Raw genomic sequence first — 23636 nt, forward strand, 5'->3', positions numbered from 1 at the left:
GATGCCTCGGCACAATAAAATAGAAGAAATAAACAAAGGGCTCTTTCACTTTTTAATCATGCAAGGAGAAAACCGCGTATTGCTGTCAATTCTTACGGGCGTGTTAGGCGGGTTGGCTTATGCGGCATTGATCCCCTTAATATTGGCGTCTGTCAGTGTCGAAAGTGCGCTCATGGCTAATTTTTTGGAGGAAGAAAAAGTGTTCGTTTTGGGTTATGAAATCATTCAACCCAAATTTGCGATAGCTTTCCTTTTTGTTTGCTTAGCGGCGCTCATTTTAAGAGCCATTTCACAGATCCTATTAGAAGGTGTTGTGGTCAAAGCAGCCAGTGGACTGCGTGTATATATGAGCGATCGTCTCTACAGGCTCCCTATTCAGGAACTTGAGCAAATAGGACCTTCGCGATTTATTTCAGCAATTACAATGGATGTGCCAACGATTGCGGGCAGCGCCGCATCTTTGCCGAATTTTGTTATTAACATCAGTGTTGTGCTAGGTGTGCTCGGTTATATCGCTTTTCTCGATGTGCACATGTTGTGGACCGTATTGTTAGTCATTTTATTTGGTGTACTTTCATATCGTATTCCGATGATGTTTGGACAAAAGTTTTACGCAAAATCACGTGATAGTTATGATGATATTCAAGAAAGTGTGAGGGGTTTTATTTACGGGGCCAAAGAGTTAAAGCTGAACCACAAACGATATCAAGAATACCGAGATCAGCGATTGATCACCGCAGAGGGCCGCTATGTAGAGATGCAGTTGTGGGGAGGACGTATTTTTTACATGGCAATTCAGTACGGCAACTTAGTTGGATTTCTCGCGATTGGTGTCATTGTGTATGCGGCAGGAAACTACTATTCACTTTCCAATTCAACCTTAGTCAGTGTGGTGGTGGCAACGTTATATCTGATAGGGCCTTTGGCCAATATCATGAATTCAATAATGCCCTATAGTCAGGGGGTAGTTGCACTTAAAAAACTCAATGTGCTGATCAATGAGATGCCTCAAGAGCCAGTGAACGAAAATTATGAGCCACTACCGTGTGACCGAATTGATATCAAGGAATTGTGTTATCAATACCCAGGGCAAGAAGGGTTTAACCTCGGGCCAGTGAGCTTTACGCTGCAACGCGGGCAGATCACTTTTGCCATCGGCGGAAACGGGTCCGGCAAGTCAACTTTAGCCAAGTTAATCTCTAACCACTATGGCGCGTCAAAAGGTGAAATAACCTTTAATGATATTCAAATCACACCAGAAAACAGATGGCGAGCGCGAGAAAGCATCAGTGCAATCTATACCGATTTTTTCCTGTTTACCAAGCTATATGGGTTTGCACAAGATGATTTAGGTAAGGTTGAAAGATATCTTAAAAAGTTGGCCCTGCATGACAAGGTGTCTTTGCAAGGCGACATGTTTTCGACAATTAGTTTATCGGATGGACAAAGAAAACGATTGGCCTTGTTAGTGAGCTATTTAGAAGATCGAAGCCTTTATGTTTTTGATGAATGGGCAGCAGATCAAGACCCAGAATTTAAAAAGGTCTTTTACACCGAATTACTCCCCGAGCTAAAGGCAAGAGGCAAGATAGTGTTTGTAGTTGGCCACGATGAATTGTATTTCTCTCAAGCAGATCAATTACTGACAATGCAGCGTGGGCGGTTAGTCGACATTCAATCCAATCAATCGAGTAAGAGGGAGTTGAGTCATGTAATTTAACTCAATGGCACAACCTACTTATAGATTGGAAGCTTGAGATAGCATCGATTGGGACCGATCAGCTTATTGATGCCAATTATCATACTTTAAATAATAAAAATAATTAAATAGGTAATAAGAATGAACAACATGACAGTATCTCTATTATCGGAGCTGAAAAGCTTGGGAATTCAATTAACGCAGGAACAGGGTAAACTTAAGTTAAAGGCACCTGAAGGGGCTTTAACCGCGGCGTTAAAAGAAAAAATACTCAAGCACAAAGGAGATATCATCGCCTTGTTGAAGCTCCAGCAAGAGGGCTTTACCAAACTAGACAAAATTCCCAAACGTACGTCAAACAGCGTACTTCCGTTGTCCAATGCACAGCGCAAACTGTGGTTGATAGATATGCTCGAAGGCACAAGTATCCATTATAACATGCCAGGCACTTTGCGGTTTGAGGGGGCGTTGAATGAAAGTGCGCTGTTTCGAGCAATAGAAACGATCATACAACGTCATGAAGCCCTGAGAACGGTGATCAAAGTTGACGAGTTCGGTAAGCCTCATCAATGTATTTACGACTCTTTCGAATTTTCACTTCCGCTGGTTGACCTCACTGCTTTAACACCACAACAGCAATACGATGCGGTAGTTGAACACTATGTGGAAGATATCAATACTGCTTTTGACTTGTCCAAAGACTTAATGTTTCGCGCGCAACTGCTCAAGTTAAGCGCACAAAGCCATGTTCTTATATTTGATATTCATCATATTTCAGCGGATGGTTGGTCGTTTGAGATATTCTACAAAGAGCTCGGTTTATTGTACCTTGCTTATAGTTCAGGTAAGGCCAACCCATTACCTGCATTGCCCATTCAATTTGCCGATTACACGTTGTGGATGGAATCCAAATTTGAGAACAAGGAATTGGATAAACAATTGACGTACTGGCAGGCACACCTTGCTGACATACCTGCGGTGCACAAATTGCCATTGGATAAAGAAAGGCCAGAAGTACAAACCTTAAATGGCAAGAAGTACAGTCGAAAGTTTAGTGAACAAAGCTATGCTGCGCTTAAGCAGTTTGCTGAGCGTAACAATGTTAGCTTATTTATAGTCTTGCAAAGTGCTTATGCGGCAGTGCTCAGTCGTTGGAGCGGTGAAAAAGACATAGTTATGGCGACGCCTAATGCAAACCGCGCGAGGCCAGAACTGGCAGAGTTGATTGGCTTTTTTACCAATACGCTTATCTTGAGAACTGAGTGTGATCTTGGTCAGTCTTTTAACCAGTTTTTGCAATCGTCTACCGAGGTCTTACACAAGGCCTTTGAAAATCAGTTGGTTCCATTCGATATGCTTGTCGAGGCTCTGAATCCACCGCGAGTTATGGCTCATAATGCGCTGGTACAAATCACTTTTTCTCTTGAGAGTCAAAGAACAGGTCCGGCCGATGTACTGAGCTCCTCGACATTGAAAGTAACATCGGCCATAGATGAAGACAATGCTCCCACAGAGGTGCCAAGCAAGTTTGATCTAGAGTTTTATATTTGGGAGCTCGAAAATGGGTGTAAGTTTGAGTGGACTTACAACTGTGATTTGTTTGAAGAAGCCACAATCAAAGCTTTAGATCGCGATTTTGAAAGCTGTCTGCACGGTATTTTGAATAACCCGGATCTACCGATGCATCAATTTTTTAGTTTGGACAACCAGCAGCAACAATTGATCACACAAAGTAATGCCCTGCATTTGGCTTGTCCAAACAATGAAACGCTTTTCGATATGTTAGAGCGTCAGTGCGAGCAGACACCGAACAATATCGCCGTCAAATATGGTGAGTTATCATTGTCATATTGTCAGCTACATGAAAAGGCAAACCAGTTGGCGCATTGCCTGCGGACATCTCAAGACGTTCAGCCCGGGCAGATAGTCGGTTTGTATGCTGAGCGGTCGCTGGATATGATCATCGGCATGCTGGCAATTGTTAAAGCGGGCGGCTGCTACCTGCCTTTAGACCCCAGTTTGCCAAAGCAAAGGCTGGACTTTATGTTGGCCGATGCACAAGTTTCTCTGGTATTAGCACAAACACATTTATGTCATAGTTTGGCAAGCTCGACTATCACAGTACAGCAGATCGCAACTGAGCAGAGTTGGCCTTCCACCACCTTGTTAAATCGCGCCTCGCCGGAGTTACCTGTGTACGCCATTTACACTTCCGGATCAACTGGGCGGCCAAAAGGGGTCTTGAACCATAACAAGGGGTTATGTCATAAATTGCACGGCATCCAGCATCAATATTCATTGCAGGCTGGGGAGCGAATGCTGCAAAAAACACCTGTCCATTTTGATGTATCTATTTTTGAGATTTTCTGGCCGCTGACCACAGGGGCGACAATGGTGTTAGCTGAGCCTGAAGCGCACAAAGATCCGCAGCGTATTTATCAGCTCATTTGCTCCGAACAGATCAATGTTGTGCATTTTGTTCCAGCCATGCTTAGACTGTTCTTGGAAGAAATTAAGAGCCAAGAGTTAGCAGGTTTAAGACTACTTTTTACGAGTGGCGAGGAGTTAAGCTATGCGCTGCAAGCGCAAGCTATTACCGAGCTCAAAGGGGTTGAGTTAGTCAATCTATATGGTCCTACGGAAGCTGCGATTCATGTAACTGGCTGGCGCTTTAATGAACTTAGAGCAGATAAAAAGGTGCCCATTGGCTTTGCAATGCCGAATGTGCAAATACATGTACTTGATCCTTGGCAGCAGCCTGTCCCAATCGGCGTCAGTGGTGAGCTGTATATTGGTGGGCCACAGGTGGGGATGTGTTATTTAAATAATGAGTCATTAACCGCAGAGCGGTTTCCTACACTTGTAATAAATGGCCATCCAACACGTGTATACAGAACAGGTGACAGAGCGAGGCGGTTAAAAGATGGTGCAATTGAATTCTTAGGTCGTTTTGATGAACAAGTCAAACTAAGAGGATTTAGAATAGAGCTTGGCGAGATTGAATTTGCACTGATGAATATCGGCGAGGTAGAGTCTGCGGCTGTTGCGATAAAGGAGCTTGAGAAAGGTGTTGCCAGCAGCGCACTGCTTGTCGCATATGTAAAAATGAGAGATGGCAACATAACTGATGTCGACATTAAAGAGGAACTTAGTAAGTTTTTGCCTGATTACATGATACCAGCTGCAATTGTCCGAATGACCGAGCTGCCACTGACCCCGAGCGGCAAGCTTAATCGACTCGCTTTACCCGCGCCGGGCTTTGCTCCAAGTACGGCAGATATTATCCAGCCAAATAGTGACACTGAAAAAACAGTCTTGCGCATTTTCTCAGAGTTATTAAATCGGGAAAGTATTTGTATTACAGCAGACTTTTTTAGTCTAGGTGGGCACTCCTTGTTAGCCAGTGAGTTGCGCATGAAGTTGCAAAAAAGTATGAATATGGATGTGCCACTGCGCGTGATTTTTGAAAAGCCAACGGTAAAAGCACTGTCGGTATGGTGTGAAAATGCCACCAACAACACCATATCATCTATTGAGGCTGTACCAGAGGCACAGTGGGTCCCCTCTTTTGCGCAGCGCAGCCTATGGTTTATCTCGCAAATTGAAGGCGGATCAAAATACAATATTCATGATAGTTTCCTGATGACAGGTCAGCTGGACATTCCAGCCCTGACGCAGGCTTTCATTGCTTTGGTAGAGCGCCACAGCGTTTTCCGTCAAGTTTTTCCTACCGTCAATGGCCAGCCAAAATTAACTTTACTGAACAGCTATTCTCCATTAACCGTAACGTCGCTGGCACATTTGCACGGGGGTGAACAATTAGAAGCGCTTGAGAAGTTAAGTACCGAGCATGTTTTGTATCCATTTGATATTAGTGCACAAGGGCTTTTCAAAGCACAGCTTGTGGAACTTGGCGAACAGCGTTATAGGTTGATGCTGACTCTGCACCACATGGTGGTAGACGGTCAATCATTCCCTGTTTTGATGCGTGATCTGATAAGTCTATACAGTGCACAGTGTGGCAATAAAGCTACGCTGCCAGCGATGAGTATTCAATACGGAGACTTTGCCGTTTGGCAAAAAGCCCATGCTGATAGCGGCGCCATTGAGCAACAAAAAGCGTATTGGTTGAAAAAGCTCAAAGGTGCCCCTGAATTACTGTCTTTACCGTCCGACTACCCGCGACCATCCGAGGTATCATATCGCGGGGAAACCTTGGCGCTAGCGTTTCCCGATGCTTTAATTTCACCGTTGGAGCGTTTTAGCAGAAAAAATGACAGCACGTTATTTATGACCTTATTGACCATATACAAAGCACTATTGTCTATGTACAGCGATGAAACGGATATTTGTGTTGGCACAGCGGTCAATAATCGCAGTCATCATCAACTGAAAGACGTTATTGGCATGTTTGTTAACCGGCTGGTGTTACGTTCAAAGGTCTCCCTCGATGAGAGCTTGAGTGAGGCACTTGTCAAAGTGCGCAAGACTACATTAGATGCTTTTAGCCATCAAGACTTGCCATTTAGTCAGCTGGTTACCGAGTTAAATCCAAAACGCAATTTGAACTATAACGCATTATTTCAAGTGGCCTTTCAGTTTGAGCAGAGCAGCATGAGCTATATGCAAAATCACAGTGTGGACTTAGAGGGCCTCAGTATAGAAAAAGAGCAGGTTGCTGATAACATTTCAAAATATGATTTGTCGTTATACGTTGTTGAAAGTTTCGGTAAGTTGGAGTGCAATTGGGAATATTCGAGCGATTTATTCAAACGAGAAAGAATTGAACGAATGCATGACCAATTTTGCAATTTATTGGAAGCTGCCTTAGACAATCCAAATGAGCCTCTTGCCGACTTACTCATGGGAGAGTACGGGGCGGGTGTATTTACGATTTAAATTTCATTAAATAATCACAATAATAAAGAAACAATAATGAATACTAAAATAAGCGACACCCTATCTGATGGGATACTTTCATCACGCCTAAAAAGAGTGCTAAAAAGCTTGGCAAGTCCACTGACTGAGCAAGCACCTTTAGATAGTGCGCTGGTATTGGAGTTTGACTTTCAGATTGACAGTACGTTGGTGGAAAAAGCGCTAAATTCGATTGTTGCTCGCCATGATATTCTTCGAACTCGGTTCGTATTAAGTGGCGAACAAGTGCATGTGCACGTATCACCAAAAAGTGCGATAGCGTTGCAACAGTTTAACCTGTCAGCGGATGAGCTGTTGGATAGTGAGCTCGTTGAGAAGTTAATACGTACCGAGCAAAATAAGCGCTTCGACCTCGCGTCAGAGCCCCTTATTGGCGCATCGTTAGTTGTATGTGACGGCGCATGCGAAGACGCGGGCAGTGTATTGATACTGCGTGTTCACAGTGCCATTGCTGAGCCAGAGTGCAAAGCAATCATATTAAAAGAGTTTTGTTCGATATATGAAGACTATGTCCGTGATTTGGGGCGTGCCTTAACACCTGTACAGCGGCAATATTTAGCGTGCCTTGTGGAACCAGATGCTGCCAAAAGTATGGCAGAGCCTGTGGGGCAAATATTAAATGCGCATGCGGGTGAAGGTGACGTACTTACACGGGCAGATTTGGCTCAGAGTGAGCACCCGCAAGATAGGTGTACTTTATTTGAACAGCACAACATAGGCGCAAATCAAGTTCGTAAGCTCAAGGAGTTCGCGCAATCAAAGGGGTTAACCGCTTTTACGGTTTTAAAATGTGCCTTTGATGTGATGTTAGTTAAAGCGGGTTTGGCCGATTGGCATGTAGGTCATGTGGTTTCCACTCGTCGCAGCAGCTTATCAAATGAGATGTTAGGGGCTTTTGACACGGTTATTGGCAGTCGTCATGTTGTCGATGAAAATTCCAGCCTTGATATCATTCTTGGGGCTGTACGGGATGCGCTGTTGGAGTCATTAGATGAGGTGGATGGGAAACAGCATCTCGACCTATTTACTCGCTTTGACAGCACGGCCCCTGCTTTTGATGTGGTGGTGAGTTATGAAAAGTGGCTCGGAGATAGCCAAGCATTAGCTCGTATCGGAGGTACGCTTCGTAAATGCCGCTCTATGCCGATAAATATTCCAGTGCCCTTATCAGTCAACATGGTTGAATCTTATCACGGTATGAATCTGGGCTGCCATTTTTCAGCTGAACAGTTTGAGCGTTCGACCATTCAGAGCATGTTGACATCATTCGAGCTGATACTTTCTGCGATATGCGACGAAGCTGCTTATGCAGTGAAAGATCTTCCCTTTATTGATCATGAACAGTTTCAGCACTTGATTCTTGGCATCAATAACAGCTGGGTTGATCACGCAAAAAGTCAGTGTATACACGAATTTTTTGAGCTCCAAGCAAATACCAGACCTAACGCCGTTGCGCTGATTTGTCATGACAGCTCAATGAGCTATGGTGAATTGAATAACAAGGCCAATCAACTTGCACATTATTTAATTGGCGATCATGGCGTACAACCAAACTCCTTGGTAGGTGTTTGTATGAGCCGCTCTTTAGAAATGGTTATTAGCATGATCGGAATAATGAAAGCGGGGGCGGCGTATGTTCCTTTGGATCCGACTTACCCCGAAGAGCGGCTTAACTATATGATTGAAGATAGCCAGCTCGCAGTGGTACTGGCAGATACGATTGGCGGTCAATCTTTGTCTACCTCATATCAGGGGACTGTCGTGGAGCTAGATGACTTTGCGACGACATCGAATCACTTTTTGGTCGACTATGATACTCGCAATCTTGATAAACGGACTTTGGGGCTAAACTCAGAACACCTCGCGTATGTTATCTATACGTCGGGCTCTACCGGAAAACCCAAAGGAGTCATGATAGAGCACCAATCAGTGTCGAATTTCATCTCAGGTATGTGTGATGCGTTATCGGTATCTAGTGAAGATAAGGTATTAGCGCAAACTTCCATTAATTTTGACATTCATGTTCTGGAGTTTTACGTCACTTTGGGTGCAGGTGCAGCACTCATCGTCGCCACTGATGAACAGCGCAAAACACCAGAAAAAATCACCCAATTAATTACAAACCATCACATCACATTAATCCAGGCGACGCCGAGTTTATGGAAATCTTTGTTCGATTTCGGCTGGCAAAGCAGCGCTAAAATGTCTCTGTTGTGTGGCGGAGAAGCCCTATCTCCGACGCTGTTAGAAACTTTCCACAATAAATGTCCTGACAGTCAGGTCTTCAACATGTATGGCCCAACTGAGACGACCGTTTGGTCTGCCATTGCAGCCCTCGATACGTCGTATTGCCACATGGGTAAAGCGATTCAAAATACGCAGTTTTATGTGCTTGATGAGGCACAGAGGGTTCTGCCTCACGGAACGATAGGGGAACTTTATATTGGTGGACAAGGGCTTGCACGAGGTTATTTACACAGGCTAAGTTTGACTGCTGAGCGTTTCATCGATAACCCATATTATGACCATAACGTCAAAGGTAGTTCTAAAAAGCTTTATAAAACAGGCGATTTAGTTAGGTATTTAGCAGATGATAACTTGGAGTTTATGGGGCGAATAGATGACCAAGTGAAGATCCGGGGGTTCCGAATTGAACTGGCTGAAGTAGAGAGTGCGTTGCACCGCCTCACAGGTGTGCACTCTGCAAAAGTGGTGGCAGCGCATATCGCGGACAGTCAGCAACTTGTCGGGTATGTAAAACAGCACAGCAAAGAAGCAAGTAATGCGGACTCGATTGACGCCATAAAAGCGGCATTGGGTGCCCAGTTGCCTGAATATATGGTGCCCAGCATACTGATTTTTATTGAAGAGTGGCCACTTACGCCAAATGGAAAAATTGACAAACAGGCATTGCCCGACCCAGAAAGTAGCAATTTACATGGTGAGTATGTCGCCCCGTCTACGGAAGTTGAAGAAAAGCTGGTGTATATTTGGGCTGAGTTACTGGGTTTGGACAGCGAAAAAGTCAGCTGTACAGCCAGTTTTTTTAATTTAGGTGGGCATTCATTGTTGGTGAATCAACTACTGCAAAATATAGAAAGTCAGTTGGCGGTTGAGTTGCAACTTGCGGAGCTGTTTAGCGCAGTAACCATTCACCAACAGGCTGAACTGGTGGCACTTGCGACCTCGCAATCAGCCCTTGATGAAGAACTTGAAGCTGCCGATGAGGTTGAGATTATGGCGTTTTAAGTTGCGAGTTTATGGATAAGGCACTTAGCGAACACAAGATTACTTTAGTATAAAATCTGCGCGTGCTCAGTCTGGCAGAGCACGCAGTGAATGGCGAGTTTGGAGATGTAAATGATTGTCTTTGAAAGTGCAGTTTATATAAATTAAGTGTTTTTCAAAGGTAAAATATTTGCATATAAAAATATTCATTAAATTTTTATTTAGATTTTATCATTTATTGGGTATAATAACCTTCCAGAGGAAAGAGGTGCGTATTACGCATCTTTTTTTATGTCTGTTTTTTATACAGCATAAGCTAGCAGCCTCCCTCAGGCTGAATACACACACGGCGATTCCTTTGGAGATTTTATGACAACAGTTTTACCACGCGTTGGTCTATCTGCGCTTAGTGCTGCGATTTTATCCGCAGTGAGCTTACCATCCTTTGCAGCTGAAGATACTCAGGCTAAAAATAATACTTTTGAGAAAATTGAAGTTACAGCACGTAAACGTACTGAAAGCCTGTTTGAAACACCAACCGCGATCACTTCTATTGGCTCGGAAGCTATTGAAAAAGGCAACATGAGCAATTTAGATGACATTGGTAAATTTGTTCCAAATCTAAATATCACTCGTTATGGTGTTGGTAATGCCGCACATGCTTCGGTATTTATTCGTGGTATTGGTCTTCAAGATCACGTTATCACCACAGATCCTGGCGTGGGTGTCTATGTTGATGGTGTTTACTTAGGCCGTCAAATGGGGTCTAACTTATCACTGCCCAATATTGAGCGTGTAGAAGTGCTTCGTGGCCCACAAGGCACACTATATGGTCGTAATACACTTGGTGGTGCAGTTAACATCATCACTAAAAAGCCAGGCAGTGAAGACATTGTTCGCGTTGAGTCGAAAGTAGGCTCTCGAGGCAGACTTGGTGGAGATATCTACACAAACCAAACCATCAATGACCAGTGGAGCTTTGCAGCTAACGCGTCTTATAAAGAGCGCGATGGTGTTGGCCATGCGGTAAACCTAGCGAACCCTGAAAAAGAAATTGGTGAAGAACAAGAAATGAGTGGTCGTTTGGCGCTTAAATGGCAGCCAAGCAGTGACTTTAGTTTAAATGTAGCCCTTGATGGGGTAGATAACGAATCAGGACAATCTCCTTACACAATTGAGGTAACAGGCGGTCTTGATGCAAATAACCCTGACAATGGCGACTTCCCATTACTGAAAGAGAGCATGTTACCAGACAACCCTGATGATTTAGGATCAACAGTGGCTGGTATTGAAAGCACTGATTATTCTGGTTGGGGTGCATCAGTGATCGCAGATTGGCAGGTAAATGATGTCTACGCGGTTAAGTTTATCACCAGCAAACGCAGTTCTGATTACACCGGTGGCCTTGATGATGATGGCACGCCACTTCATTTGTCAGAGTTTCCTGAAGAGGGTGGCGCGGATCAGTTTTCAGTTGAATTTCAGCTAAATGGTACATTTGATTCTTGGGATTTTGTATCGGGCTTGTACTACTTTAACGAAGATGGCTTCACAGCATCGGCACCTTACGTATATTCGCCATTCAATACGCCAGCTGCACCGGGCTCTTTCCGTATTGAACAAGAAACCGACTCTTATGCAGCCTACTTTAATGCGAGTTTCGACATTACCGAGCAGTTAAGCTTGGGTGGTGGTTTAAGATATTCAGAAGACTCAAAGGATGCAAAAGCGGACTTCACTTACTTTGCAAAGAATGCAGAAGCTGAGTTTGATGAAGTAACTTGGGATGTGAACGCGGCCTATCAATTAAATCGTGATATGAACGTTTATGCTCAAATACAAAAAGGGTATCAAAGTGGTGGTTTCCCGCCGCGCCCATTTGGTGGTGCAGACGCATTTGTGTCATTTGATGAAACTAAAGCGCTTAACTACGAAGTCGGCTTTAAAGGCCAAGTTCATGATCGCGTGTCTATGATGGTTGCGGTATTTATCACAGATTACACAGATTTGGCATTGCCATTTAATGACCCGTCAAATGGATTCAATACATACATTGAAAATGCCGGTGAGTCACGCGCACAGGGTATCGAGCTAGAAACAACAGTCGCTGTGACAGATGATTTTAGTATTCGCAGCTCAGTGGGCTATCTAGACTCTGAAATCACGCATGTTGATGAGGGTGTGCAAGGGATCACGGTAGGCAATGCACCAGCTTTGACGCCGCGTTGGACTGTTATGGTTGCCCCTTCATACTTTATGGACCTTGATTCAGGTGCGACGGTTGCTGTGAATGCAAGTTACTCTTACCGTTCTGATATGCAGGGCCAGTCAGTGAATAACCCAAATGAATTCATTGAATCTCGTGAGCTATTTGGATTCAATCTTTCTTATACTAACAGCGAAGGCGATACAGAAATTACCTTATATGGTGAGAATGTATTTAACGAAGTATATGATGTTGGCCGTTTGCAACAAGCTGGCTTTGTTGGTGTGATGCGCAGCAATGACCGAAGTGAATTTGGCTTAAAGTTCAGAAAAGACTTTTGGCTAGACTAATTTAACAATAAGGCCGGCCTATGCTGGCCTTTTCACTTTTGTAGAGAGTTGAAAGCGCTCTTTAAATTTGGCTTTTCGCAATGAATATTCAATGACAGCCTTGCTGGATTCCCCTACACTCTGCAATACACTCGACTCAAGCTGAAGATTGAATGCAGTTTACTGTTCACACATTATCTCGAATTATGGATGGCGTTAGCGCCATGGCGATTTCTGCTAAAGGAATTTCAATAGAGACTAAATCGGTCAAAAAACTGTATACGTGGCAGTCACAATCTCAGCCCCCCGTTATACTCAACGGTAAGATCACGCCAAAAATACAGGTTTTCACAGCCGATGCGAGCTTTAAAGTACGTATTCAGGCATGTGACATTGAGCTTGCACAATTTGAGCTGCAAAAGTTGTGGTTGAGCTCCCATGTGAACAAGCTAAAGCAAAGTATTTTGAAGTTAGAATCATTGCTGGAAAAGCGCTATTTATCACACAGTCTTTTGTCGGCTGCGCAGCGGATGACCTCTGAACTAGCCCAGTATTGGTTAACTTGGTCTTTAGACAAGCGGTTTGAACCCCATCTAGGTCAAACACGTTTTACACTAGAAGAAGTACATCACTGGCAGCAGCAGGATATCGATGAGTTCAGGGAAGCTTTTATTAAAAAGCAGTTGCATGACTTTGAAGCCTATTTTGATTCAGTAGCAGCACAGCCGCTAACGATTGCACAACGTCGAGCCTGTGTGGTGGTTGATGAAAGGCAACTATTGCTTGCCGGTGCAGGCACTGGGAAAACCAGTGTGATGATTGCCAAAGTGGGTTATTTGTTGGCGTCAAAAATTGCGCAGAGTAGCCAGATACTGATGTTAGCCTATGGCAAAGACGCAGCAGATGAAATGCATCAACGCTTAAAGTATGCAAGGCTTGATGCCACATGCCGAACATTTCACAGCCTTGGGACATTTATTCTAACGGAGGTAGAGGGTCGTGCGCCAGTATTGTCAAACATGTCTAATAGCGAGCAGCAAAAAAGACAGTTTATACATGAAACACTGGTGTCTCTGTGCCAAGATCAAGAGTTTAAAACACGTTTTCTTACGCTACTAAAGTCAGAATTTAAATTGGTAAAAAGTGATACCGAAATTGATTTTGCTTCGCCGTCTGTGTCACGTGTCGTGCGACTGTTTAGTGAACTGATAGGTTTATATAAACAGGCTGCAAGTGTAGGTAATATGCAGCACATAGAAGGGCAGTATGAATCAGTATTGGCGGTGTTTCGTCCAGTATTGACTGAATACCAGTTGTATTTATCCAATGAGCAGAGCATTGACTATGACGATATGATCAGCCGAGCGATTAAGTATGTAAAGTCAGGTCAGTTTCAAAGCCCCTGGGTTCATATTTTAGTGGACGAGTTTCAAGATATCTCCCCTGTGCGTGCGGAACTTGTGAAAGTACTTCTTGCCCAACACTCTCGTAGCCACCTGTTTGCAGTTGGGGATGATTGGCAATCTATATACCGCTTCAGTGGTGCTGACCTCACACTAACAACACATTTTGCACAGCACTTTGGTCCATCGACTGTGATGCAATTGGATAAAACCTTTCGCTATGGTCAAGATTTGTTAGATTTAGCCAGTGACTTTATCTGCCAAAACCCTCAGCAAATTGTCAAACAAGTGCGAGCACAAAGCGTGCCTGATGAGCCATCCGTTTTGATCACCCCAGAAGTATCAGAGAACTCATTCACTTTTGTAATTAAAAAAATAGCGGGCAACTCAGCACGTAACGTGTCGGTGATGATTTTGGCGCGTTATCATAAACAATTGCCGTCAAAAGAAGCCTTGTTATTGTTGAATGAGCAGTACACACACTTGAATATTAGTGCAATGACATTTCATGCGGCAAAAGGTAAAGAAGCTGACTACACGATTTTGACAGGCCTTGATAGTGACTCAGTCCCAGCAAAGCGAAAAAACGATGAGCTTGTTGAAGCTTTTTTGCCCAATCTGGAAGCTTATCCAGATGCAGAAGAAAGGCGTTTATTCTATGTTGCCCTGACTCGTGCAAAGCGTCAGGCGTATATCATGTCTCCGAAAAAGCCGAGTCATTTTATTGCAGAAATATCGACCCACCTTTAGTTAAGATATTGAGAATATTCATCACATAATTAGAAATGTCGTCCAGTGAGAGCTAGAGTTTGAGTATCACAGCCTACATTTGGAGCCTACAATGGCGGAAAATATACTGGCAGATGCACTGGTGCGGCTCGCGACGATTGCAAATCAACTAAACATTTCTAGAGATACACTTCAGGCTTTAAGTCAGCCTTTATGCACCCTAACTTGTTACGTGTCCATTCGTAAAGACAATGGGAAAACAGCCTACTTTAATGCCTATCGCTGCCACTACAATAATTTGCTGGGACCAACAAAGGGCGGGATCCGATTTCATTTGGATGTCGACCAAAGTGAGGTTGAAGCCTTGGCGCTTTGGATGACGCTCAAGTGCGCCGCGGTCAATGTGCCATTTGGTGGGGCAAAAGGGGGCGTCGCCGTTGATGCAAAGTCGTTATCTGCACTTGAAATAGAGCGCCTTTCCCGTGCTTATGTTCGCGCAATGGCCGACTTCATTGGCCCGGATACAGATATCCCTGCGCCGGATATGTATACCAATGAGCGGATCATGGGCTGGATGATGGATGAATATCAAACCATTACGCGCTGTAAATCCCCATCGGCATTCACTGGCAAGCCGCTCGTCTTTGGCGGTAGTCGTGGTAGAGATACCGCAACAGGAACAGGGGCGTTTTTATGTATTGAAGCACTGGCCAGTAAACTTGACTGGCAGAGGAATAAAAAAACGGTTGCCATACAAGGATTTGGTAATGGTGGTGCGCAATGCGCAAAACTGCTCCAACAAGCGGGTTATAAAGTTGTCGCCGTCAGTGATTCTCAAGGAGCCATATACGCAGAAGGTGGATTGGACATTCAAAGTATTGAGTTCAAAAAGCAGCACAGTAAACAACTTCAAGCTGTTTACTGTGAAGGCTCGGTATGTGAATTGATAGAGCATACCAAGCTCTCCAATCAGGCACTGTTAGAGCTCGATGTCGATATCTTAGTACCAGCGGCAATCGCAGGGGTGATCACCGACAGCAACGCAGCACAAATCAAAGCAAAAACAATCGTCGAAATCGCTAATGGGCCAATTAGTGCAAAAGCCGATGTCATTTTGAAAGCTAAAAATACGTTGGTGATCCCAGATATTTTAGCCAATGCAGGAGGGGTGATTGTAAGCTACTTTGAGTGGTGCCAAAATCGTCAGGGAATGCAGTGGAGTGAAGACAATGTCGCGAAAAAATTGTCAGAATATATACACAACGCATTTGAAAAAGCGTGGTCCTTGCATGTAGCTGATAACCTCGGTATGCGAGAAGCTGTTTATGCGCTGGCTTTGAACAACTTATCGATGGCGATAGAAGCGCATGGAACCCATGAATACTTTAGTGCTAATTCTTAATCCAGAGTCAAAGATACCCATTGGCGTTAGAATAATTACACAATACTAAATCACGCATCTTCCAATACTATTCTCATAATAATTGCATTGCTGGTTGTTTTTTGTACTGTTGCGGTATAAAACGGCAAGAGGTAACCAAATGTAATGCATATTTAATGGCCACAATCGACGCAATTTTAAAGACTAAAATTTCTATAAAATACGTAATTCTCTTACTCATAAGTATATACCTTATCGATACTTTAACGAATCGTCAGAGCGCAGTCGCTCTAGCCGACTCTCACATTGATAATCAAGTTGACGGTGTATGTCTCGAAGTCCCAGTTAAGCATGGCGTACCGTTAGAGGGTGAAAGCCCAGCTCCCATCAGCATGACCTCCTCAGAGCATGACACAAAGTCAAATGTATTTTCTCTGCCTGAGGAGCAAATAGGCGTGACGCAACTTTTCACGCCTAACGAAGATATCCATGTATCACAAGCGCGCTTTTCTCAACTTCAATCAGCATTAGCTATCAAAGACATTGAGCTTTATATCCAGTCTCAACGTGAGCGGGTTGATAAAAATATCGCGACAATGTTTGCACAAGAGCCCATTGATGAAGAGTGGGCGATGCCGCAACAGCAAGTACTCACTGAACTTTTCGACACGGACGGATTAAGTATATACCCGTTCGAGCGTGCAAAATGCCGCAGTAATCAATGTGCGATCAGTGTTTTTGTGGCAAGTGATGACGAGGTGCGTACGCTATCTATGGATTTAAGCTCCGCGCTGGATGAACAAGCTGGTGGTCATGGGGCGTTACCTATGATGATAGAAAAAGACCCATTAACGGATGAAGTGACTGTTTATATTGCGCGGACTATGCAGGGGTTTAATTTGTCAAATACTGATGTGGAATTTCGTCAAAACACAGGGCTGTAAAGAAGCGATAAGGTACATCTGTTTATTTGCTCATTGTGGCGCAGTATGGACCAGCAGTGTTATGTAGCCAATGTGTGTTTGGCGTCGAAATAAGTTCAATAGTGGTGATGATCGATAATAAATTGTACGTATTGTCGATGGTATGGAGTTGGTCCAAGAAGTCAAAATCTGAACAGGGCCATAAAAGTACAAAGCGAAGTTTTTCAATGTTAGTTAAACATTTTTCATTACGGACATATTAATCATTAAGGAGATTAAGCATGCATAAGTTATTGCAAGGTACAGTATTAGCAGGGCTACTCATGGCCTCAGGACAGGCGCTCGCATGGTCATCAAGTGATCCAAGCTTTAATGACAACTGCAGATGGCAGTTAGTTAAAGTGCATCGTTACACAGGATTCTATGGTGAAGAGTATCGCGCGATTGGTTCATGTAAATATCAAAATAAATTCTTGAACTATAGAAACTCATATATCCATTACTGGTAATAATAGCTAAGCCGCGAAAAATGCGGCTTATTTTTTTGCTCGGAGAAACTTTATTGGCCCATCTTGGTTGTAACAAAAGCCAGTTATTTATAGTTTAAATAGGTACATTTTTTCAATAAAAACTTTGTAGCACAAAGCGTTCAGTACATATTTTTAATTATCTATTTGTTATCTAAATTTATATTTCTTTTCAAGTATTAAAGTTGCTTTGAGGTCTTTAATCGCCTTGGAATGAACTGGTTATTTATGGATCTTACTTTTTAGATGTGAAGTTCTGGTTTAATAAGGTGAAAGGGTATTACCTGTGATTGGTTTTAATATGGGAGCTATACAGCTGGGTTAGCTTGCATGTGCGCAAAAAATATCGATATAGCTCCATTTTAATGCGCACATATTTTTATTACACTAAATATAATTAGTGACAGTTACCCGTATAAATACCACATGGTTGGCCTGGACGCTGTTGAGTCCAGCAAACACCATCTGTATTGCACAGATCAACACTCATCTCAAAGCCACCAGCTACTTGTGGCGTAGCGCCTTTAGGTAGTGCATTTTTAGCTGACGTTAATTTTTTAATGCTTTTTTTATTTAGCTTTAAGTTCATAATAAATATCCTTCTTTTTTTGTTTGTACTTACTTCTTAGGTTTATATTTAAGTAATGTCATTATTATTCACCAGGCTGATAGTACGGTGATTCAGCCTTATTACCACTTAAATACTTTATTGGTAAATGTGAATTTAGGTGACATTAATTTATTAATACCATGAAAGGAAAATAAAAGGCAAGCATGTTTTTTAGACTGGCTGAATATCTGTGTGTGGGGCGAAGCAGTGATTGGAAAGAGAGGAAATGCCTGTCACCGATACGCATGCGTACAGGTGACAGGGGGCGTTTATTTAAAAGCTATATGAGGCTTTAGCATATACAAACCTGCCATCCGTGTTGTAAGCGGAGAAAGCAGAATATGGGAAGATCTGGTTAAAGTTACTAAACCCAATATTACCAACCGTGTCTTGCGGGTATTGATCAAATAAGTTATTTGCACCAATAGCAAAGCGCCACTGTTCTGAGTACTGATAAGCCACTTCTAAATCGGTGATCCATTTTGCCTCTAGTACTTCGTCTTTTTCGACTGTACTTGAGGAATCTGTTGTTTCACCGTAGCGAGTTGCTTTTAATATCGCAGTCCAGTTTTGATACTGCCATGTTGCAACTAAGTTGAGCTTATCTTGAGGCGTCCCCTCTTCAAAGCGAGCAATTTCTCTACGCGCAAAATATTGGTACTCATCACCTAGTGCAGCAAGCTCTGCTGGATTGTTTTTGACTCGTGTCACTTCAGTATCGTTTAAGTTAAGTGCCGCACTTACATTAAGACTACCTAAAGTGCTTAGATCAAAGTTGTAAGTGGCGACGATATCGACACCCTGAGTGCGCGAGTCGATGGCATTTGTAAAGTATCTGACGCGCTGGACATTATGCTCTCCGGCATTGTTTAGAATGCGTTCGACGGCGTCACCACTTAGGTTCTCTGATAGTACAATTCGGTCGTCTATATCTATGCGATAAGCGTCAAGAGTCAAACTAAACGCATCATATGTATAAATAAAACCAGCAGTCATGTTTACGGATTCTTCTGCATCTAGAGGGCGTGCGCCAAGTGCTTGTGCCGCCGGGGTATCGACTGGGAATAAACCGACTTCATTTGGTACACCGTTTTCAAAGACTGTTGCTACTGACTTGTATGATGATTGTGCTAATGAAGGTGCTCGGAACCCTGTGCTGATAGCCCCTCTGAAAGACAAAGCATCATTGATAGCATAGCGTGTCGCAAGTTTACCCGTTAAGGTAGAACCGAAGTCGCTATAATCTTCATAGCGTGCAGCTGCAATTAGGTTCCAGTCGGCGTTCAGATACGTATCAAACTCTGTGAATAGTGCAAAGTTATGGCGAGATTCATCAACCGCACTTGCCGGCGAAAAGCCTGCTAAAACCTGTGCGCCGCCAGCGGCAACAGGAGTGCCATCAGCGTTGAGAACAGTCAGATAAGACGCTTCTTCACCAACCTCAATTTGGTAGGATTCATTGCGGTATTCGCCACCAATGGTGATAAATACTTCTTCATACAAACCAAAATCAAAGCTGTTCTTAGCGTCAAAGTTGAGCGTAAGCTGGTCATAAATGAGTGCACCGTTATCAAACTCGGTCGGGCTCGTTGTGCCCATTGACGTGTTTAAGCTATTGGTGACACCAAAATTGAACTGGTTTCGGCCATAGTTTACGCTGCTGTCTAAATCCCATCCTGCCAGATGTGATTTTGCGCCAATTGCCAACGCAAAATCATCTACCTTGGTTGTAATTTGTGGCAAGAAGCCATTCGGATAAATTTCGACGACATTTCTTTTGTCGTTAGCGCGACGGAAAAAGCCGCCCGAGTTACCTTCACGTTCTGAGTAACTGCCAAATGAATAAACAGACAGAGTGTCAGACAGGTCATAACCTGCGTTGTAAAAGAATGCGACATCTTCAATATCAGCTTTACCAAATCTATGGTTATAACGTTCGGCCTCGAACTCTCTTGGGTCTAAGTTGCCTTGCTCATCTCTGGCGTACTGCTCTCTTGGGTCAAAACCTGAGCGATTTGAAGGGGCTTTATTACGCGCTTCAGCACTGAGGTGAATATAACCATTTTTGCCTAAAGGTAGGCCGATGTTACCGCTCAGAGTGCCTGTGTTACCGTCACTTATGCGTCGGTCTTGTGCTAGGTTAAATGCAAGGTCGCCCTGGTCATCTTGATAAGCGCTTTCAAGTTGTTTTGCACCGGCCATTTGCGTGTCATATTTACCATAGGTAAAGTTTATAGAGCCGCCACTGTCCGCATCTTTCAATACAATGTTGATAACGCCTGCAATGGCGTCCGAACCGTATTGTGCTGCTGCACCGTCTCTAAGCACTTCAATGCGCTTAATTGCCGCTGTAGGGATCATGTTGAGATCAACCGCTGATGAACCTCGTCCGACAGTACCATTGAGGTTTAACAGTGCACTAGAGTGGCGGCGTTTGCCATTGATCAATACTAGTGTGTGATCAGGAGCTAAACCTCTCAAAACAGCTGGGCGGGCATGATCTGTGCCATCGGCAAGCTGTGAATTTGGAAAGTTAAAACTAGGAATAAGGGTGGTCAGTACTTGGCTTAACTCCAACTGACCTGAGCTATTAATTTCGTCCAAGCCGATGATATCGACAGGTACTGTACTTTCGGCAATGCTACGTAAACTGCGTCGAGTTCCTGTTACTTCGATAACTTCTGGCTTTAGTTCAGGAGACTGACTTGAAGATGCCTGCGCAGTGATGGTGAAAGCAGGTGCAGAAGCGAGTATCAGGCTAACTGACGCTGCCAAGAAGCTTGGTTTTAACATGGTATATCCTAGCGAGTTGATTTCGGTGATATGAATAGCTCAATGAATGAGACTGATTGTTCTATGGAGGGGGGATACTAAAGAGTAATTTATGCGTCGTTAAATTCAATTTTGTTATAGTTTATAACTTCTAACCTTTGGCTATTTTATCAGAAAAACATCGCTACCTACCGCTTTCAAGTTATTAATAAAATTAAATATATTAATTTTTTGAGTGCTGTATTTTAACATTCTCAACTTTTTTAAGTTTATGAATAGGATATTTTGCTTGGTTGTTTAGGGTGGAGTTAGATACACATTGTGCCACATTTTTAGCGGTGGGTTTGGCGTAGCCGCACATTAGCGGCTCGCCTAGAGTCAAAACTTGCGATGGTATGGCATAAATGCGCGAGTGCAGGAAGCGCTAAAGGCCTTTGATTTCTTTATCTACTTGGTAGCCTTCATCGGTGACAATTTTTTCTAGCACGGCGACACGGTCTTTTAATTGTGCAATTTCGTTCTTTAGTTGGTCGCTCTCTTGTTTATTTAACCCACTTAGTTTATTGGCTTTTAAGTACTTGCTATATAAGTCACTGATAACACCAAAGCCAACACTCACAAGTACGATTAAAAATACCATTGTAGTACCTGACATAAGATCAATCTCCATAACTTGATTAGATTTAATCATAGTTGAATTTTGTGTTGAGTATAGTGACAAGTGTCAGATTAAATGTAAGAAGAAATGCAGGTTGTGAATTGGATGAATGAAGTAAAAAGTCCCAGAAGCTGCTATACCCAAGTTCATTTTGGGCATAGCAGTTGACGTTTATTCGTACGGGAGTGGATCGGTCGCTTTATTTAATTCAAATGCTTCCAAGCGCTCTTGGCACGCGCCACATTTACCACATGCTTTTTCACGGCCGTTATAACACGTCCATGTATGGCGATAGTCTAGGCCCATCTTCAAACCATCCGTCAAAATATCAATTTTCGAATTGTTTAAATAAGGACATACAATCTCAACTTCGTCATAGTTGGCGATCCGGCAAACATCGTCCATTTTTTTTACAAATTCAGGTCTGCAATCGGGGTAGATAGCATGGTCACCTGAGTGTGCGCCGTAAAATACTTTGTTAGCTTTCAAAGAAACTGCATAACCAACTGCTAGCGAGAGCAAAATCATATTACGATTTGGCACGATTGTGCTCTTCATGCTCTCTTCTTCGTAATGGCCTTCTGGCACATCAATGTCATCGGTAAGTGAAGAACCAGCAAGAAGTTGGTTGATTGCAGATATGTCAACAATTTTATGTGCTACGTTTAAACTGTCGCAGACACTTTTGGCTACTTCTAACTCTTTGACATGTCGTTGTCCATAGTTAAAAGATAGCGCATAAACCTCATGCCCCTCTTGTAGGGCTTTGTTTAGCACGGTGTAAGAATCCATGCCACCAGAATAGATAACAACGACTTTTTCGCTCATTGGAGATACCTCGGATAAATGCCTCAGGTTTTGCCTCGATTTTAATAGAGGTTTGCTTCAGGGCGCGATATACTACACGGCCGCTGAAAAAATGACAATTTTAGCAGGTTATTTTCGCAAAATATATTGAGTAGTTTGGAGCTGTTTTGTACAAAATTAATGAAGTTTTTGAAACCATCCAAGGTGAAGCAAGCTTTACGGGTACCCCGTCTATTTTTGTTCGCTTACAAGGGTGCCCTGTTGGGTGTGCTTGGTGCGACACAAAGCAAACATGGGATGTGAATCCGACTTATCTAGTGAGTTTGGACAAAACGGTGGAGAAAAAAGCGGACTCAGAGTGGTGGGCTAATGCCACGCCGCAGGAAATCATGACTCAATTTGAACAGCGAGGTTATACGGCTAAGCATATCGTGATCACCGGTGGTGAGCCCTGTATGTATGACCTAAATGAGCTGTGTGAGCTATTGCACCAGTCGGGGTACACGACGCAAGTTGAAACCAGCGGTACATTTGAAATTTTGGTTCCAAAAGAGACTTGGGTCACGGTATCACCGAAAATTAATATGCGTGGTGGATACGATGTACTGACCTCTGCAATGCAAAGAGCGGATGAAATCAAGCACCCAGTTGCAATGCAAAAACATATTGATGAGTTAGAAGGTTTGTTTGAACAAACAGGGGTTAGGCCTAAACTTATTTACTTACAGCCGATCAGCCAAAAGGCGAAGGCGACAAAATTAGCCATTGATACCTGTGTTAAGAAAAACTGGCGATTATCGATCCAAGTTCACAAGTATATAGGTATAAATTAAAAGCGCTTCGAGGCGCTTTTAATTTACAAAAAAATGTCAAAAACGGTCATTTTATTGTGGGAATGCTTCAATACCTGAAATTGAGCACTTCCACCAACCATTGTGGCTCGTTTCATTGAAAATGATGCGACCTGAGAAAGACTTTGTTGTCATCATGGTTAGCATCAAAGCGTACAGTTGATCATAGTTAAAGTTTGACTTCTCTAAGCGTCCGCCTCTGCCATGACTGCATCCAGGCATGCTACCAGCCTGAAACTCCACATACAGGCCATCACCGCCCCTTAAGTAAAATGAAGTTGGGTACAGGTTATCAATCTTTGGACCAGATGTTGATGCTTGCGCATTTGTCGTAAACAGGGCTGAAGAGGAAACGGCCAAAAGGGCGAAGAAAAGCTTTTTCATGTTTAATCCTTTATTTTTATATTTTTATATTTTTATATTTTTTATTTTTATAGATATACTAGGTGTGACCTAATATGGGTACATGGTATCAGCCATCTACCGAAAGTTAAAGTTATAGTCAAAAAATACTGTCAGGTGACACGCGATTGTGTTGGCATGCGGTTCTATGGAAGCTCTTTGTTAAAGAGCTT

General features: G+C 43.2%; 14 protein-coding genes. 9 read left to right on the forward strand and 5 right to left on the reverse strand.

Annotated elements, in window-relative coordinates:
- The first annotated feature begins 1 nt into the window (after window position 1).
- The 8 genes from N483_RS24345 (at window position 2) to N483_RS24380 (ending at window position 17345) form a co-directional block, all read left to right on the forward strand.
- On the forward strand, window positions 2-1720 hold the full coding sequence (locus N483_RS24345; protein ID WP_023398733.1) for a cyclic peptide export ABC transporter: 1719 nt from the start codon (window positions 2-4) through the stop codon (window positions 1718-1720).
- Between the two features lie 120 nt (window positions 1721-1840).
- Complete coding sequence (locus N483_RS24350) at window positions 1841-6598, forward strand: non-ribosomal peptide synthetase (RefSeq protein WP_023398734.1); 4758 nt, start codon at window positions 1841-1843, stop codon at window positions 6596-6598.
- Window positions 6599-6634: 36 nt separating this feature from the next.
- Window positions 6635-9886 (forward strand): non-ribosomal peptide synthetase, encoded by a 3252-nt coding sequence (locus N483_RS24355; RefSeq protein ID WP_023398735.1) that lies wholly within the window; start codon window positions 6635-6637, stop codon window positions 9884-9886.
- A 348-nt stretch (window positions 9887-10234) separates the two neighbouring features.
- Complete coding sequence (locus N483_RS24360) at window positions 10235-12421, forward strand: TonB-dependent receptor (protein WP_063383398.1); 2187 nt, start codon at window positions 10235-10237, stop codon at window positions 12419-12421.
- Window positions 12422-12573: 152 nt separating this feature from the next.
- On the forward strand, window positions 12574-14553 hold the full coding sequence (locus tag N483_RS24365) for a UvrD-helicase domain-containing protein (RefSeq protein ID WP_023398738.1): 1980 nt from the start codon (window positions 12574-12576) through the stop codon (window positions 14551-14553).
- A gap of 91 nt (window positions 14554-14644) precedes the next feature.
- Window positions 14645-15934, forward strand: a complete 1290-nt coding sequence (locus N483_RS24370; protein ID WP_023398739.1) for a Glu/Leu/Phe/Val family dehydrogenase — start codon at window positions 14645-14647, stop codon at window positions 15932-15934.
- A gap of 155 nt (window positions 15935-16089) precedes the next feature.
- Entirely contained in the window at window positions 16090-16857 is a 768-nt protein-coding gene (locus N483_RS24375) for a hypothetical protein (RefSeq protein WP_023398740.1), read from the forward strand.
- A gap of 260 nt (window positions 16858-17117) precedes the next feature.
- Window positions 17118-17345, forward strand: coding sequence for a hypothetical protein (locus tag N483_RS24380; protein WP_023398741.1), 228 nt, complete (start codon window positions 17118-17120; stop codon window positions 17343-17345).
- A 415-nt stretch (window positions 17346-17760) separates the two neighbouring features.
- Here N483_RS24380 and N483_RS24385 read toward each other — a convergent pair whose 3' ends face one another.
- The 4 genes from N483_RS24385 to queC form a co-directional block, all read right to left on the reverse strand.
- Window positions 17761-17952 carry a hypothetical protein gene (locus N483_RS24385; protein WP_023398742.1) on the reverse strand — a complete coding sequence of 64 codons (192 nt, stop codon included), beginning with the start codon at window positions 17950-17952 and terminating at the stop codon, window positions 17761-17763.
- A gap of 294 nt (window positions 17953-18246) precedes the next feature.
- Entirely contained in the window at window positions 18247-20766 is a 2520-nt protein-coding gene (locus N483_RS24390; protein ID WP_023398743.1) for a TonB-dependent receptor plug domain-containing protein, read from the reverse strand.
- Between the two features lie 403 nt (window positions 20767-21169).
- The gene (locus N483_RS24395; RefSeq protein ID WP_023398744.1) at window positions 21170-21400 is read right to left on the reverse strand and encodes a hypothetical protein; all 231 of its coding nucleotides are present in this window, start codon (window positions 21398-21400) and stop codon (window positions 21170-21172) included.
- Between the two features lie 174 nt (window positions 21401-21574).
- Window positions 21575-22231 carry a 7-cyano-7-deazaguanine synthase QueC gene (queC, locus tag N483_RS24400; RefSeq protein WP_023398745.1) on the reverse strand — a complete coding sequence of 219 codons (657 nt, stop codon included), beginning with the start codon at window positions 22229-22231 and terminating at the stop codon, window positions 21575-21577.
- 146 nt (window positions 22232-22377) lie between these two features.
- Here queC and queE point away from each other — a divergent pair, with 146 nt between their 5' ends.
- Complete coding sequence (gene queE, locus N483_RS24405; protein ID WP_023398746.1) at window positions 22378-23043, forward strand: 7-carboxy-7-deazaguanine synthase QueE; 666 nt, start codon at window positions 22378-22380, stop codon at window positions 23041-23043.
- A gap of 51 nt (window positions 23044-23094) precedes the next feature.
- Here the strand turns inward: queE and N483_RS24410 are convergent, their stop codons facing one another.
- Entirely contained in the window at window positions 23095-23445 is a 351-nt protein-coding gene (locus N483_RS24410; RefSeq protein ID WP_023398747.1) for a hypothetical protein, read from the reverse strand.
- Window positions 23446-23636 lie beyond the last annotated feature (191 nt).

The organism is Pseudoalteromonas luteoviolacea NCIMB 1944, from assembly GCF_001625565.1.
GTDB classification, from domain to species: domain Bacteria; phylum Pseudomonadota; class Gammaproteobacteria; order Enterobacterales; family Alteromonadaceae; genus Pseudoalteromonas; species Pseudoalteromonas luteoviolacea_F.

Coding starts and splice junctions, on each gene's coding strand:
- N483_RS24365 (WP_023398738.1), top strand. CDS start 12,574: ATGCAGTTTACTGTTCACACATTATCTCGAATTATGGATGGCGTTAGC.
- N483_RS24360 (WP_063383398.1), top strand. CDS start 10,235: ATGACAACAGTTTTACCACGCGTTGGTCTATCTGCGCTTAGTGCTGCG.
- N483_RS24380 (WP_023398741.1), top strand. CDS start 17,118: ATGCATAAGTTATTGCAAGGTACAGTATTAGCAGGGCTACTCATGGCC.
- N483_RS24375 (WP_023398740.1), top strand. CDS start 16,090: ATGGCCACAATCGACGCAATTTTAAAGACTAAAATTTCTATAAAATAC.
- N483_RS24385 (WP_023398742.1), bottom strand. CDS start 17,952: ATGAACTTAAAGCTAAATAAAAAAAGCATTAAAAAATTAACGTCAGCT.
- N483_RS24390 (WP_023398743.1), bottom strand. CDS start 20,766: ATGTTAAAACCAAGCTTCTTGGCAGCGTCAGTTAGCCTGATACTCGCT.
- queC (WP_023398745.1), bottom strand. CDS start 22,231: ATGAGCGAAAAAGTCGTTGTTATCTATTCTGGTGGCATGGATTCTTAC.
- N483_RS24370 (WP_023398739.1), top strand. CDS start 14,645: ATGGCGGAAAATATACTGGCAGATGCACTGGTGCGGCTCGCGACGATT.
- N483_RS24355 (WP_023398735.1), top strand. CDS start 6,635: ATGAATACTAAAATAAGCGACACCCTATCTGATGGGATACTTTCATCA.
- N483_RS24345 (WP_023398733.1), top strand. CDS start 2: ATGCCTCGGCACAATAAAATAGAAGAAATAAACAAAGGGCTCTTTCAC.
- N483_RS24410 (WP_023398747.1), bottom strand. CDS start 23,445: ATGAAAAAGCTTTTCTTCGCCCTTTTGGCCGTTTCCTCTTCAGCCCTG.
- N483_RS24350 (WP_023398734.1), top strand. CDS start 1,841: ATGAACAACATGACAGTATCTCTATTATCGGAGCTGAAAAGCTTGGGA.
- N483_RS24395 (WP_023398744.1), bottom strand. CDS start 21,400: ATGTCAGGTACTACAATGGTATTTTTAATCGTACTTGTGAGTGTTGGC.